At 51.8% G+C, this 14,872-nt stretch carries 14 protein-coding genes and 3 pseudogenes; 8 read left to right on the top strand and 9 right to left on the bottom strand.

Annotated features, from left to right (window positions below; all coding sequences use genetic code 11):
* Both chbB and osmE read right to left on the bottom strand, forming a co-directional pair.
* Window positions 1-89, bottom strand: a pseudogene (gene chbB, locus ACUU1M_RS14330) (PTS N,N'-diacetylchitobiose transporter subunit IIB); the annotation flags it as partial.
* 298 nt (window positions 90-387) lie between these two features.
* Entirely contained in the window at window positions 388-726 is a 339-nt protein-coding gene (gene osmE / locus ACUU1M_RS14335; RefSeq protein WP_001039050.1) for an osmotically-inducible lipoprotein OsmE, read from the bottom strand.
* A gap of 201 nt (window positions 727-927) precedes the next feature.
* On the opposite strand from osmE, the gene nadE reads away from it, so the two are divergent.
* Window positions 928-1,755 carry an ammonia-dependent NAD(+) synthetase gene (gene nadE / locus ACUU1M_RS14340; RefSeq protein ID WP_000175040.1) on the top strand — a complete coding sequence of 276 codons (828 nt, stop codon included), beginning with the start codon at window positions 928-930 and terminating at the stop codon, window positions 1,753-1,755.
* 229 nt (window positions 1,756-1,984) lie between these two features.
* Window positions 1,985-2,872 (top strand): excinuclease Cho, encoded by an 888-nt coding sequence (gene cho, locus ACUU1M_RS14345; RefSeq protein ID WP_000252352.1) that lies wholly within the window; start codon window positions 1,985-1,987, stop codon window positions 2,870-2,872.
* On the opposite strand, the gene ves is transcribed toward cho, so the two are convergent.
* The 7 genes and pseudogenes from ves to astC all read right to left on the bottom strand — a co-directional run bounded on the left by ves (window position 2,832) and on the right by astC (window position 10,455).
* Window positions 2,832-3,407, bottom strand: coding sequence for an environmental stress-induced protein Ves (gene ves, locus ACUU1M_RS14350; RefSeq protein ID WP_001370505.1), 576 nt, complete (start codon window positions 3,405-3,407; stop codon window positions 2,832-2,834). The genes cho and ves overlap by 41 nt on opposite strands.
* Window positions 3,408-3,609: 202 nt before the next feature.
* Entirely contained in the window at window positions 3,610-4,095 is a 486-nt protein-coding gene (gene spy / locus ACUU1M_RS14355) for an ATP-independent periplasmic protein-refolding chaperone Spy (RefSeq protein WP_001228992.1), read from the bottom strand.
* 329 nt (window positions 4,096-4,424) lie between these two features.
* Complete coding sequence (astE, locus tag ACUU1M_RS14360; RefSeq protein ID WP_000368511.1) at window positions 4,425-5,393, bottom strand: succinylglutamate desuccinylase; 969 nt, start codon at window positions 5,391-5,393, stop codon at window positions 4,425-4,427.
* Window positions 5,386-6,729 (bottom strand): N-succinylarginine dihydrolase, encoded by a 1,344-nt coding sequence (gene astB, locus ACUU1M_RS14365; protein WP_152028993.1) that lies wholly within the window; start codon window positions 6,727-6,729, stop codon window positions 5,386-5,388. Before astB ends, astE begins: the two co-directional genes overlap by 8 nt.
* Window positions 6,726-8,204 (bottom strand): succinylglutamate-semialdehyde dehydrogenase, encoded by a 1,479-nt coding sequence (astD, locus tag ACUU1M_RS14370; protein WP_000177219.1) that lies wholly within the window; start codon window positions 8,202-8,204, stop codon window positions 6,726-6,728. Before astD ends, astB begins: the two co-directional genes overlap by 4 nt.
* Window positions 8,201-9,238, bottom strand: coding sequence for an arginine N-succinyltransferase (astA, locus tag ACUU1M_RS14375; protein ID WP_000989431.1), 1,038 nt, complete (start codon window positions 9,236-9,238; stop codon window positions 8,201-8,203). The genes astD and astA overlap by 4 nt, the downstream gene beginning before the upstream one ends.
* Window positions 9,235-10,455, bottom strand: a pseudogene (gene astC, locus ACUU1M_RS14380) (succinylornithine/acetylornithine transaminase). Before astC ends, astA begins: the two are co-directional and overlap by 4 nt.
* Before the next feature lie 445 nt (window positions 10,456-10,900).
* Between astC and xthA the strand changes: the two are divergent.
* The 6 genes and pseudogenes from xthA to ACUU1M_RS14410 form a co-directional block, all read left to right on the top strand.
* A complete protein-coding gene (gene xthA / locus ACUU1M_RS14385) occupies window positions 10,901-11,707 on the top strand; it encodes an exodeoxyribonuclease III (RefSeq protein ID WP_000673920.1) in 807 nt (268 codons plus the stop codon).
* A 166-nt stretch (window positions 11,708-11,873) separates the two neighbouring features.
* Entirely contained in the window at window positions 11,874-12,584 is a 711-nt protein-coding gene (locus tag ACUU1M_RS14390) for a TVP38/TMEM64 family protein (RefSeq protein ID WP_152028992.1), read from the top strand.
* 4 nt (window positions 12,585-12,588) lie between these two features.
* Window positions 12,589-13,266 carry a lipoprotein YdjY gene (gene ydjY, locus ACUU1M_RS14395; RefSeq protein ID WP_000077935.1) on the top strand — a complete coding sequence of 226 codons (678 nt, stop codon included), beginning with the start codon at window positions 12,589-12,591 and terminating at the stop codon, window positions 13,264-13,266.
* A 14-nt stretch (window positions 13,267-13,280) separates the two neighbouring features.
* Window positions 13,281-13,988 carry a TVP38/TMEM64 family protein gene (locus ACUU1M_RS14400; RefSeq protein ID WP_000975811.1) on the top strand — a complete coding sequence of 236 codons (708 nt, stop codon included), beginning with the start codon at window positions 13,281-13,283 and terminating at the stop codon, window positions 13,986-13,988.
* The gene (locus tag ACUU1M_RS14405) at window positions 13,988-14,536 is read left to right on the top strand and encodes a carboxymuconolactone decarboxylase family protein (RefSeq protein ID WP_000524082.1); all 549 of its coding nucleotides are present in this window, start codon (window positions 13,988-13,990) and stop codon (window positions 14,534-14,536) included. Before ACUU1M_RS14400 ends, ACUU1M_RS14405 begins: the two co-directional genes overlap by 1 nt.
* A 9-nt stretch (window positions 14,537-14,545) precedes the next feature.
* A pseudogene (locus ACUU1M_RS14410) lies at window positions 14,546-14,872 on the top strand (ABC transporter substrate-binding protein); the annotation flags it as partial.

Consider the following 14,872-nt stretch of genomic DNA (forward strand, 5'->3'; position numbering starts at 1 on the left):
TATTTTTCTGCCTGTGCGCGCATTTTTGATACCAGTAAAGAGATAGACATGCCCGCAGAACAAAACAGATAAATGTGTTTCTTTTCCATAAAACTGCCCTCATCGACGATTATCTGTCAGCCAGACACTCCGCAAGCCTTAACCTGCTTCCATGCTCTGGGTAACTTGCGAAACCAACATGACTTTTTTTGTGGCTGAAAGGAGTATACGGTATAGACCTGAGCAATAGTATTTCTTTGACCTTATAAATTGTTTCTCCTTGACCTGTGGTTATGACCCTCTTCACATTTCGGGCAAATAATTCGCGAAGATAATTAAGAACTCAGGCCAAAAAAAACCGGCGCAATGGCCGGTTTCCGTTGTTACTCAAGCTTTCAGACGAATTGATTACTTCGCAGCCTGTGGATCAGTGTCGTATTCAGCACAGGTCTGATAACCGGAGTTGATGACATGTCCGGTATCATCTAACGCGACAAAGTAGGTTTCTGCTTTACCATCACGTTGACCCAGGATGTAGGTCTGGCAAGTACCGCGAGCATGGATCATGCTCACTTCAGACGAAGGTTTACCCGCAATTTGTGCAACCTGCGCCCGGCTCATGCCTTTTTTGACGTATTTCACCACAGGCTGTACAAACTGGTCTTTGGTACGATCATAAGCTGTACAACCCGCCAGCATGGTTAATACCGCCGCTGCACTCAGAATTCCTGCCATATTCTTGTTCATATTCCGTCCTCTTGTTTATCAGCGTGTTAGATAAGCCTGGAATACATTGGGCGCTTTTTCAAGCCCGTGAACGAAACGGCTCCGCTTTCAGAGGATTCCTGTATGACGTTTTAACCACCATTCAGCCCGCTGTCGCTTGTCGTTTCAGTAGCAACGGGTTAGCTTTAAGGAAGTTTTGTCTTTTCTGTCTGGAGGGGTTCAATGACATTGCAACAACAAATAATAAAGGCGCTGGGCGCAAAACCGCAGATTAATGCTGAAGAGGAAATTCGTCGTAGTGTCGATTTTCTGAAAAGCTACCTGCAAACTTATCCGTTCATTAAATCACTGGTGCTCGGGATCAGCGGCGGTCAGGACTCCACGCTTGCCGGAAAGCTGTGCCAGATGGCGATTAATGAGCTGCGCCAGGAAACTGGCAACGAATCACTGCAATTTATTGCCGTACGCCTGCCCTATGGTGTTCAGGCTGACGAACAAGATTGCCAGGATGCCATTGCCTTTATTCAACCGGATCGCGTATTAACCGTTAATATCAAGGGCGCGGTATTGGCTAGCGAGCAGGCATTGCGGGAAGCAGGCATTGAACTGAGCGATTTTGTCCGTGGCAATGAAAAAGCGCGTGAGCGGATGAAAGCACAATATAGCATTGCGGGTATGACCAGCGGTGTCGTGGTGGGCACCGATCATGCAGCAGAAGCCATTACCGGATTCTTCACTAAATATGGTGACGGCGGTACGGATATTAATCCGCTGTATCGTCTCAACAAACGCCAGGGTAAACAGTTACTGACGGCATTAGGTTGCCCGGAACACCTTTATAAGAAAGCCCCAACTGCCGATCTTGAAGATGATCGCCCTTCTCTGCCAGATGAAGTGGCACTCGGCGTGACCTATGACAATATCGACGACTATCTGGAAGGGAAAAACCTACCTGAACAGGTCGCCAGAACAATAGAGAACTGGTATCTGAAAACCGAACATAAACGCCGTCCGCCAATTAACGTTTCCGATGATTTCTGGAAAAAGTAATAATTTGCACCTATTGGATTGTGCGAAAAAGAGTAATTTGTTCACGCCGGATGCGGCGTGAACGCCTTATTCGACCTACAAAACTATGCAAATTCAATACATTGCAGGAGTCGAATAGGCCTGACAGGCGTAGCACGTCAGACGGTGTAACCTTTGTCATCAACCCGCCTCTTTTTTAATCGCCTCCCGCCTGTTACACTGGATAGATAACCAGCATTCGGAGTCAACAGTGGTACGGCGTTTAACTTCTCCGCGGCTCGAATTTGAAGCTGCGGCAATTTATGAATATCCCGAACATTTACATTCATTCCTTAATGACTTACCCACCCGACCAGGGGTGTATCTGTTTCATGGCGAAAGTGACACCATGCCGCTCTATATCGGCAAAAGCGTTAATATCCGCAGTCGGGTGCTTTCTCATTTACGCACCCCGGATGAAGCCGCCATGCTACGGCAATCCCGGCGAATTAGCTGGATCTGCACCGCAGGCGAAATCGGCGCTCTGCTCCTTGAAGCGCGATTAATCAAAGAACAACAGCCGCTGTTTAATAAACGGTTGCGCCGCAATCGCCAGCTCTGTGCCCTGCAATTAAATGAAAAGCGCGTCGATGTGGTGTATGCCAAAGAGGTGGATTTTTCACGAGCCCCCAACCTGTTTGGCCTGTTTGCCAATAGGCGCGCAGCTTTGCAAGCATTGCAGAGCATCGCTGATGAACAAAAACTTTGTTATGGCCTGTTGGGACTGGAACCGTTAAGTCGCGGTCGTGCATGTTTTCGTTCAGCGCTAAAACGTTGTGCCGGAGCATGCTGCGGTAAAGAGAGCCATGAGGAACATGCGCTACGCTTGCGCCAGTCTCTGGAGCGTTTGCGGGTGGTGTGTTGGCCTTGGCAAGGTGCGGTGGCACTGAAAGAACAGCCCCCGGAAATGACTCAATATCATATTATTCAAAACTGGCTGTGGCTGGGGGCGGTTAATTCGCTGGAAGAAGCGACAACGTTAATTCGGACACCCGCCGGGTTTGAGCACGACGGTTATAAAATGCTTTGTAAGCCGCTGCTTTCCGGTAACTATGAAATTACTGAACTTGATCCGGCGAATGACCAGCGAGCCAGTTGATTTCACTGAACAACAGTTTACCTTGCGGTTGTAAAAGCCGCAGGGTGTGCCTGCCATCGAACCAGCACGCGCCCTGGTCGGTAGTGAGCAGTTTGTCGCCCAGTTGCCACGCCCCGTTAATCACAAACACCACCCCGCCGCGTGAGCCAAAGGTAGTAAACGTACGTTCGGCAATTCTGACTTTCGCCTTACAGACATCCAGGCGCGTCATAATATTGAAATCCATCGACATCTGCCCTGCCGTCAGTTTCGCTTTTACCACCTGGTCCGCCGTAAAGGCAAAAGGCTGTAACGGTTTTAAGGTATGGTTAAAGCGGTCTGCGCTTTCAAGGAGCATCTCGCCGCCTTCCAGCAACGTCACTATCCTTTCCATGCCGGGAAACAAAGAAAACTCCCCATTCGCCGCGATGGATGCAATGCTGGCACGCCAGTAAAAATCACGTTTTGCCGGTGGGAAAGTGCAAATTTCGCGCGTTTCACCGGCAGCGTTTCGCCACAGATTCACCGACATTTTACGCATATCAAAGTATTCCATACTCGCTCCCGGCCCGTTCTTTTCATTGTTATCGTTCAGGTAACCGTGGATGGTTATCGGCAACTCGGGTGATTTACGTTAGTGGTGATCAGGCTTTTTTTACAACTGTTTGAGAAGAGAAAAGAAAACCGCCGATCCTGTCCACCGCATTACTGCAAGGTAGTGGACAAGACCGGCGGTCTTAAGTTTTTTGGCTGAAAGATTATTCAGCAGTTGCAGGCATTTTACCTTTTGCCGCTGGACGTTCTGTCAGACGCTTCTCAAAATTAGCATTAAATTGCTTTTTCTGTTCCGGCGTCAGGATGTTGTAAATTTTGTTCTGGGTTTCCATGTGCGCCAGCATGTTAGCTTTGCGCTGTTCTTCCATTTTTGCGATCTGCGCTTCAGCTTTTGCTTTATCGAAGGTATCGCTGGCAATGATGTCATGCATTGCGCGGCGTTCTTCCAGCGGCGGACGTTTCATCTGGTCACGCTGGCCTTTCATGATTTCGTGGATCTGCTGTTTCTGCGCGTCGGTCAGGTTCAGGTCTTTGAACATCATGTCCTGATGCGGACCGAACTTGCCTTTGTGGTGCATCATCGGCTTCGCGTCAGCCGGTGCTGCGGTAGTGGTGTCTGCGGCATGGACCAGGTTAGCCGCGCCAAGAGCCAGGGTAGAGGCAACAAACAGTGCAGTTAATTTACGCATATTCTATATCCTTCCTTTCAGTTATTTATTACGGTTTTCTTAAGTAGCGTGCCGTGTTGACGAGATTAACTTTACTGACTTTAGCGTCAATTAATCAGAGCAACGGTAAAACAATGAAAGTGTAAAAAACACTTTTGCGCCAATTATGGAGAAAAAAAGAAAATTTGATGGAGAGTGATGAGAGAATATTACAACACGATGATTTTGCAGAGATTATGAAGAACTATACCGGATGACTGGTGATAAATAAAGCAAATAACCAGGATTAATCTGTATTAATTTATAAGAAAGCAACTTAATACCCGCAGAATGATTTCTGCGGGTAAGTATTAGCTTATTTTTTCGAGCATTAATCCCGCGCGTAATCCCAACGCTACCAACGGATTAGGGAATAACACATACTCTACATCATGGGTTACGGTAAAACGTTCCTCTCCGTCCTGCGCCAGCAATGTTCCTTTCTCAAACGGCATAAAATTCAGCGTGTCACTTGCCATATGCATTTCGAAGGACGGCGAGTGGCGAGTAATTTGCGAAACCACCCGATAACGGAGCGGCGGTGTTCTCACGATACCGACACTCTCACCAGATAGCAGCGCAGCAATTGCGCTGGCAGTTACTGCAAACTGGCGAAGATCGTTTTGCCCAAAGGGCAACGCTTTGCCAAGTTCCAACGTACAGGCCAGCGCGCCAAAATGTCTGACGCTGAAATGGGTAAACGTACCACCAGGCTCCTGATGGAACACCAGCGCCTCCAGCCCCGCCGCACCCAGCCACGTCAGAAATTTCTCGTCCCAGGGAATGTCGCGTTGCGGTAATACACCGAACTGCGGATGCAAGGAGCCACGAATTGCGGTATGTAGATCAAGGTGCCAACGCACAGATTCTTTGCCCTGGTCATAAAAATCTTCCAGGCACTGTTCCAGTTCGCGCGCCCGACAGGTTTCTCCGCTTTCAGCAAATAGCTGCCAACGACCGCCAAACATTCGGTTCATATCGCTATGGCAATAACGTTTCCCTTGCTTCAGCGCAGGAGGATTCCCGAGGATCACCAGCAACCGCCAACGTAACGGGATCTCGCCGTGAGATATCGCGCCAAGCAACGCGTCCAGCATTTCCACAGGTGCCGTCTCATTACCGTGGATCCCCGCAGAAATCACCAGCGCGCCTTGCGGTGGCGTTAATGGCGTCAGTTCCAGCACACCATCGCCCAGCCAGCGCCAGCGAACGCCGTTGATTTCTCGCTCGGTGATAACCGGTTTTTTACCCGTTAAGGTCAGAGCAAGAAAATTATCCATTGCCCCCTCCCTCGCGCTGGAACGGATAAACCGAACCGAGATTCAGTAATTGGCTCAATACATCCAGTGCTTCCCGCCCTTCGCGCAGCAATTGCGGGTCGGCCAGATCGGCAGCAGTAAGACGATCGCGGTAGTAACGATCCACCCAGTCATTGAGCGCATTAAACAAGGTATCGTTCATCATCACCGCCGGATTCACCGCCCGGCGTTCTTCTTCTGTCAATACCACCCGCAACCGCAGGCACGCCGGGCCGCCGCCATTCGCCATGCTTTCACGTAAGTCAAAGACTTTTAGTTCGCTAATCGGGTTGTCAGCGGCAAGGAGTTCATTGAGATACCCCCATACTCCGGCGTGTTCCCGACACTCCTGAGGCAGCACCAACATCATGGAACCATCATCGCGGCTCAACAGTTGGCTGTTAAACAGATAGGTAGACACCGCATCCGACACGGAAACCTGAGTTGCCGGAACTTCTATCGCCATAAAACCGTTCACCCGCGCCCGCAGGTTTGCCAGTAACTGTGACTGGCGAGCGAACGCCTGTTGGTGGCAAAACAGCACCTGGCGGTTACTCACGGCAATCACGTCATTATGAAAAACGCTCTGGTCGATAACGTCCGGGTTTTGCTGGGCGAAAATCACCTGTTGGGGATTCACCTGATTAAGCCTTGCCACCGCCTCGCTGGCTTCGCGAGTCTGTCGCGCCGGATAACGGGAAGGCCGGGTATCATTGCCTTCTTCTCGCCCGTAGACAAAAAGTAGCATACCCGGTTCACCGTAATGACCGCCGAGACGATTGTGGTTTGCCGCCCCCTCATCACCGAGCAACGCTACCTGCGGCAACGCCGAATGGACGCTAAATTTCTCTTCGTCCTTAAAAATCGCTTTTAACAGCGATTCAGTGACGGGCGCTTCCAGCGAACGGTGAAATTTATTGTTCAGGTTGGCAACGGTGAGATGCACTTTGCCATCCAGCGTATCGGCAGATGGCGCGATCGTTGCCGCATTGGCTACCCACATTGGCGAAGCGGAACTGACGCTGGAAAGCCAGTGCGGTGCCTGGCGTGCAACTTTTTCCAGTACCTGCTTATCGCTACCACTGAATCCCAACTGACGCAGCACCGGAATAAACGGACGCTCGTGCGGCGGGATCACGGCCTGGGGGAATCCCGCATCGGCAAGGGCTTTCATTTTCAGTAAGCCCTGTTTTGCCGCCAGTCGCGGGTTAGACACCTGAAAACGGTGACGGGTAGAGGCTTCATTACCAAACGACAGGCCCGCGTAATGATGCGTCAGCCCTACCAGCCCGTCGAAATTAACTTCCCAGGCGTTCATCGCACCACCTCATCGGAAAAATCCAGCCCGGGGTTAAGCGTGGCGGGCAATGTTAACGAGTCCGACTCCAGGCTCGCCATAGGCCATGCGCAGTAATCTGCGGCATACCAGGCGCTGGGGCGATGGTTACCGGAAGCACCAATGCCGCCGAATGGCGCGGTACTGGCAGCACCAGTAAGCGGTTTGTTCCAGTTAACAATCCCCGCCCGCGCCTCCAGTAACAATTGATCGAATTTTTCCCGCTCGGGGGAAACCAGACCGCAAAAGAGTCCGAAGCGAGTGTTGTTCGCCATCCGAATCGCCTCATCAAAAGTATCATAACGCCAGACGCGCAAAAGCGGCCCGAACACCTCTTCATCCGGCACACCGCCAACGCCCGTCATTTCAATGATCCCTGGTGTCAGCAACGATGTCCCTGCTTGTAATAAGCGCGGCGCAAGCAGGGTTCGTCCGCCCATCGCTTCCAGTTGCTGCCAGGCAGTAACCACCTGCTGTGCGGCCTGTTCAGAAATCAGCCCGCCAATAAACGGCTGCGGTTCGTCATCCCAGTTGCCCGGCGTTAATCGCTGGCTGACGGCAACCAGACGAGCAAGAAACGCATCGCCCTGCGCTCCGCTTTTGAGCAATAAACGGCGGGCGCAGGTGCAGCGTTGCCCAGCTGTGACAAACGCCGACTGAATGGTCAGATGGACAGCCGCGTCGATATCCGCCACCTCATCGATAATTAGCGGATTATTACCGCCCATCTCAAGGGCGAGAATTTTCTCCGGCTGACCGGAGAGCTGGCGATGCAGCTGGTAGCCGGTATTGGCGCTACCGGTAAACAGCAAACCGTCGAGATCCTCCAGCGCACTCAGCGCCTGACCCGTTTCACGCCCGCCCTGCACCAGGTTCAGCACGCCCGGCGGCAAGCCAGCCTGCTGCCATAAACGCATTACCGCTTCGCCACTCCACGGTGTCAGTTCGCTGGGTTTAAAGATAATGGTGTTACCTGCCAGCAATGCCGGAACGATATGTCCGTTCGGCAAATGACCAGGGAAATTATACGGCCCAAACACCGCCAGCACGCCGTGCGGGCGATGTCGCAGGCTCGCCGCACCGTCCGGCATTTCACTACGCTGCTCGCCGGTACGAACGTGATACGCCTTAATTGATATCGCGATTTTATTGATCATCGCCGTCACTTCGGTTGCCGCTTCCCAGCGCGGCTTACCCGTTTCTCTGGCAATAATCGCGGTTAATTCGGCTTTATTGCTTTCCAGCAATCCGGCAAAGCGTTCGACAACGACCTGACGTTCAGCCAATGAGAGCCGCGCCCAGCGCGGAAACGCCGCACGGGCTGCCCGACAAGCCTGTTCGACCTGAGCGGCATCGGCATCATTGCCTTGCCATAACACCTCGCCCGATACCGGATTACGCTTCACACGCGATGCGCCCTGGCCCGTTATCCAGTCACCGTTAATCCATAAAGTCATGCTGTTTTCTCCTCTGCGCACAGGCGCACCAGACGAACGCGATCCCCTGCGTGGCATTTGAGGGCATCCAGTTGTGCGGCGGTTAAAATCAAACGCTCGGTTGCCGGATCGGTACGCGCCAGCACCACGCGGAAATGGTGATAATTTTCATTGGCGACCAGGCAGGCCGGAAAATCGCCCTGCGCAGGCTGCCCTTCTGCCACTTCCACCAGCCGACTTTTACGGATGGCGCGCACGCGGTCGATGTCACACTCAAGCGTTGGCCCGCCGTCGAAGATGTCGATATAGTTGCGGTAACGAAAACCTTCTTTCTCCAGCACCGCGCGGGCAGGCGCGGTTTGCGGATGTACCTGACCGATGACGTCCTGGGCTTCCTGGGATAAAAAGTGGGTATAGATCGGATGTTTCGGCATCAGTTCTGCAATAAATGCCTTTTGCCCGGTGCCGCAGAGAAAATCGGCGCGGCTAAAATCCATCGAAAAGAAGCGTTTACCGAGGCTTTGCCAGAACGGTGAATAGCCGTGTTCGTCAATCACCCCGCGCATTTCAGCAACCACTTTGTCATTAAACTTGTCGCGAAAAGCCGCCATAAACATAAAGCGCGATTTCGACAGCAAATAGCCGTTGCCCTCTTTGCGCCAGTCCGGGTCGAGAAACAGCGTGCACAGCTCGCTGCTGCCGGTGTGATCGTTACTAAGAAACAGCGTCGGCAATGCGTTATAGACATTCAGCTCTTTTGAGGCGTGAACCAACGTGCCGACGCGATAATAGTTGTACCAAGGATCGTTCAGCCCAACCGCCACCTCAATAGCGCAAATCCCCGCCACGGTGCCTGTCTCGCTATCTTCCAGCACGAACACATAGCCCTGCTCGCTTTTGGGCAGTTCGCCTTGCCAGGTTTTGATTGCCCTTTCGATACGCGCCGAAAGCGTGGCTTCATTGGCGGGAAGCGACGTCAGGCCGCCGCCCGTTTTGCTGGCAAGCTGCATCAGCGCCGAGACATCTGAGCGCTCAACGGGACGGATGACCATCATGATGAACCTCGGCTAACAAAGTGTTCGCAAGCAGCTGCAAAGCGATCCAGTCCGATCGTCACCTCTTCTTCGCTGACATTGAGCGCAGGCGCAAAACGCACCACGTTGCCACCCGCAATCAGTACCATCACGCCTGCTTTCGCCGCTTCCAGAGAGATCTGTTTCGCTTGCCCGGCGTAATCGGCATTCAGTACACAGCCAATCAACAAACCTAAGCCGCGAACTTCACTGAACAAACCATAGCGGTGATTAATAGTATTAAGACGCTCAACAAACCAGTCGTGACGCTGTTTAACGCCATTAAGCATCTCTGGTGTGTTGATGAGCTCCAGCACTTTGCCTGCTACCGCCGAGGCCAGCGGATTACCGCCATAGGTGGTGCCATGAGTGCCAACGGTCATCACGCGGGCGCACTCTTCGGTTGCCAACAACGCACCGACCGGGAAACCGCCGCCCAGCGCTTTGGCGGTGGTTAACAGATCGGGCGTCACGCCGTAGTGCATATAGGCATACAGCTCACCAGTGCGCCCGACGCCGGTTTGTACCTCATCAAAAATCAGCAAGGCATTGTGGCGGTCACACAATTCACGCAGACCTTGTAAAAACGCGTTGCTGGCTGGCACCACACCGCCTTCGCCCTAGATGGGCTCGACAATCACCGCACAGGTGGCGTCGTCAATCAGCGCGCTGGCAGAGTTAATATCGTTATATGCAGCATGACGAATATCCGCCGGCAGTGGCGCAAAATCCTGTGAATAGGCTGGCTGCCCACCCGCACTGACAGTAAACAGCGTGCGACCATGAAACGCATTTTTGAACGCCACGATGCCACTCTTATGGCTGCCGTAGCGGTCGTGAGCGAATTTACGCGCCAGTTTTAGCGCCGCTTCGTTGGCTTCCGCACCGGAGTTACAAAAGAAGACGCGATCGGCAAACGTGGCGTCGATCAATTTTTTCGCCAGTCGCAGTACCGGCTCGTTGGTGTAACCGTTGCCGGTATGCCAGAACTTACTCGCCTGTTCGTTCAGCGCTTCATGCAGTTCCGGATGCGCATGGCCCAGCGCGTTCACCGCAATGCCACCCGCGAAGTCGATATACTCTTTCCCCTGCTGATCCCACAAGCACGAACCTTCGCCACGTACCGGTATAAAGGGTGCCGGAGCGTAAACAGGTATCATCCATTCATCAAAGTTTTCACGCGTAATTGGCTGAGACATAGCGACCTCTACAGTAAATAATTCGTTATTTGTATGTTAACAATAAGTAATGTTTGCGCTGTAAATGTAGATGGCAGGGTTCGTGCCAGCCAGTGATAAAAGTGCATAAACGGCGGAGGCTAACTGGAAATCAAGGAGTTATAACCAAACCATATGCATTTAAAGTACATATAAAGTGAATACGTTTGCGATGTGGGTGAATAAAAAGAATAAAAAACGCAATGTTATGCAGAAGTAAAATATAATTCTGGAATTGTGATCATTGACGAAATTTACTGGAAATTACTGCGCCATTCTGACGCAGCGCGCACCAAAAGCGGGCATTTTTTGCGCCATCGTTGACATCATTAACAACCATCGATCAAATCACTTAACAACAGGCGGTAAGCAACGCGAAATTCTGCTACCATCCACGCACTCTTTATCTGAATAAATGGCAGCGACTATGAAATTTGTCTCTTTTAATATCAACGGCCTGCGCGCCAGACCTCACCAGCTTGAAGCCATCGTCGAAAAGCACCAACCGGATGTGATTGGCCTGCAGGAGACAAAAGTTCATGACGATATGTTTCCGCTCGAAGAGGTGGCGAAGCTCGGCTACAACGTGTTTTATCACGGGCAGAAAGGCCATTATGGCGTGGCGCTGCTGACCAAAGAGACGCCGATTGCCGTGCGTCGCGGCTTTCCCGGTGACGACGAAGAGGCGCAGCGGCGGATTATTATGGCGGAAATCCCCTCACTGCTGGGTAATGTCACCGTGATCAACGGTTACTTCCCGCAGGGTGAAAGCCGCGACCATCCGATAAAATTCCCGGCAAAAGCGCAGTTTTATCAGAATCTGCAAAACTACCTGGAAACCGAACTCAAACGTGATAATCCTGTACTGATTATGGGCGATATGAATATCAGCCCTACAGATCTGGATATCGGCATTGGCGAAGAAAACCGTAAGCGCTGGCTGCGTACCGGTAAATGCTCTTTCCTGCCGGAAGAGCGCGAATGGATGGACAGGCTGATGAGCTGGGGGGTGGTCGATACCTTCCGCCATGCTAATCCGCAAACAGCAGATCGTTTCTCATGGTTTGATTACCGCTCAAAAGGTTTTGACGATAACCGTGGTCTGCGCATCGACCTGCTGCTCGCCAGCCAACCGCTGGCAGAATGTTGCGTAGAAACCGGCATCGACTATGAAATTCGCAGCATGGAAAAACCGTCCGATCACGCCCCCGTCTGGGCGACCTTCCGCCGCTAATTTAGCAGCTCTCCTGGCTCAAACTGGGTCAGGAGAATTAACCTTGAGAAAAATCAACAAACTGTCAGTAATGATTTGTTGCCTGCCGTCCTTTGTTATACCGTCACTGCGTTTTTAGTTGTCTGACCACATCTCTATTATCAAGTTTGATATAGGAAACTCCACGATGAACGCTGAGCGTAACTTTCTGTTTGCCTGTCTTATTTTTGCGCTGGTCATTTACGCTATCCACGCTTTCGGTTTATTCGATCTGCTCACCGATTTACCCCACTTCCAGACACTCATTCGCCAGAGCGGATTGTTCGGTTATAGCCTCTATATTCTGTTATTCATCAATGCCCCCCTCTTTCTGTTACCAGGAAGCATACTGGTGATCGCTGGAGGAATAGTTTTTGGCCCGCTCTTAGGGACACTACTCTCATTAATTGCCGCAACGCTGGCCTCCTCGTGCTCATTCCTGCTGGCGCGCTGGCTGGGACGTGATTTACTGCTGAAATACGTGGGCCATAGCCATACCTTCCAGGCCATTGAAAAAGGCATTGCGCGTAACGGTATTGATTTTCTTATTCTGACCCGCTTAATCCCGTTGTTTCCTTACAATATTCAAAATTACGCTTACGGATTAACCACCATCGCCTTCTGGCCTTATACCCTTATTTCGGCACTCACGACCCTGCCCGGTATTGTTATTTATACCGTGATGGCAAGCGATCTCGCCAATGAAGGCATTACGCTGCGCTTTATTTTACAACTCTGTCTGGCGGGCCTGGCGCTGTTTATTCTCATCCAGCTCGCAAAACTCTACGCCCGACACAAACATGTGGATCTGTCTGCTTCGCGCCGCAGCCCACTTACTCACCCAAAAAATGAAGGATAGAACGATGTCGCAACATTATTCAGTGTCATGGAAAAAAGGACTGGCTGCACTCTGCTTACTGGCTGTTGCCGGGCTTAGCGGCTGCGATCAAAAAGAGAATGCGGCGGCAAAAGTGGAATACGACGGACTTTCGAACAGCCAACCGCTGCGCGTCGATGCCAATAACCATACGGTAACCATGCTGGTGCAAATTAATGGTCGTTTCCTCACCGACGACACTCGTCACGGTATTGTGTTTAAAGATGGCTCCAACGGACATAAATCGCTGTTTATGGCTTATGCGACCCCGAAAGCATTTTATGAAGCCCTGAAAGAGGCAGGTGGTACGCCGGGCGAAAACATGACGATGGATAATAAAGAAACGACTCATGTCACAGGCAGCAAACTGGATATTTCGGTCAACTGGCAAGGGGCGGCAAAAGCGTATTCCTTCGATGAAGTGATTGTTGACAGTAATGGCAAGAAACTGGACATGTGCTTTGGCGGTAATTTAACGGCAGCAGAAGAGAAGAAAACGGGTTGCCTGGTGTGTCTGGATAGCTGCCCGGTCGGCATCGTCAGCAATGCAACATACACTTATGGTGCGGTGGAAAAACGCGGCGAAGTGAAATTCAAAGGCAATGCCTCAGTTCTCCCGGCGGATAACACGCTGGCAACGGTTACCTTTAAAATCACCGAATAAAGCCAGGATAAAGGATGATGAAGATACAATCGCGTAAAATCTGGTACTACCGTATAACCCTCATCATCCTGTTGTTCGCTATGCTGCTCGCATGGGCGCTGCTTCCCGGCGTCCATGAGTTTATCAATCGCAGCGTTGCGGCGTTTGCCGCCGTGGACCAACAGGGTATAGAACGCTTTATTCAGTCTTACGGCGCACTGGCGGCAGTTGTCTCGTTCTTGTTGATGATTTTACAGGCCATTGCTGCACCGCTACCTGCGTTTTTGATCACCTTTGCCAATGCGTCGCTGTTTGGCGCGTTCTGGGGCGGCTTGCTGTCGTGGACCAGTTCGATGGCCGGCGCGGCGCTGTGCTTTTTTATCGCCAGAGTGATGGGCCGCGAAGTGGTGGAAAAATTAACCGGCAAAACCGTGCTTGACAGTATGGACGGCTTTTTCACTCGCTACGGCAAACACACCATCCTGGTCTGTCGGTTATTGCCTTTTGTCCCTTTCGATCCAATCAGCTATGCTGCCGGTCTGACTTCAATACGTTTTCGCTCGTTTTTTATCGCCACCGGGCTTGGTCAATTACCGGCGACTATTGTTTATTCCTGGGCGGGCAGCATGTTAACAGGCGGTACTTTCTGGTTTGTCACCGAACTGTTTATTCTGTTTGCCCTGACCGTGGTGATTTTTATGGCGAAGAAAATATGGCTTGAGCGCCAGAAGAGGAATGACTGATGGGTTTACCGCCGCTTAGCAAAATTCCTTTCATTTTACGTCCGCAGGCGTGGCTGCATCGTCGCCATTACGGCGAGGTGCTAAGCCCGATTCGCTGGTGGGGGCGGATCCCGTTTATCTTTTATTTGGTGTCAATGTTTGTTGGGTGGCTGGAGCGCAAACGCTCACCGCTCGATCCGGTAGTGCGATCGCTTGTCAGCGCGCGCATTGCGCAAATGTGCCTGTGTGAGTTTTGCGTGGATATCACCAGTATGAAAGTCGCCGAGCGTACCGGCAGCACCGATAAACTGCTGGCAGTGGCTGACTGGCGGCAAAGCCCGCTCTTTAGCGATGAAGAACGGCTGGCGCTGGAGTACGCCGAAGCCGCAAGCGTCACACCGCCAACAGTCGATGATGCCCTGCGTACCCGACTGGCTGCGCATTTTGACGTTCAGGCGCTCACCGAACTGACGGCATTGATCGGCCTGCAAAACCTGTCGGCTCGTTTTAATTCTGCCATGGACATTCCCGCTCAGGGGCTGTGCCGTATTCCGGAAAAACGTTCTTAAGGAGGGAAGATGCGCCATTGTGGGTGGTTGCTGGGATTGTTATCGCTGTTTTCTTTGGCAACACATGCCAGTGACTGGCAGGAAATTAAAAATGAGGCCAAAGGGCAAACCGTCTGGTTTAACGCCTGGGGCGGCGATACCGCAATTAACCGCTATCTCGACTGGGTTAGCGGCGAGATGAAAACCCATTACGCTATAAACCTGAAGATTGTTCGTCTCGCGGATGCCGCAGACGCGGTGAAGCGCATTCAGACCGAAGCTGCTGCCGGTCGTAAAACGGGCGGCTCGGTGGATCTGCTCTGGGTGAACGGCGAAAACTTCCGCACCTTAAAAGAG

The organism is Shigella sp. SIG6 (assembly GCF_053555815.1).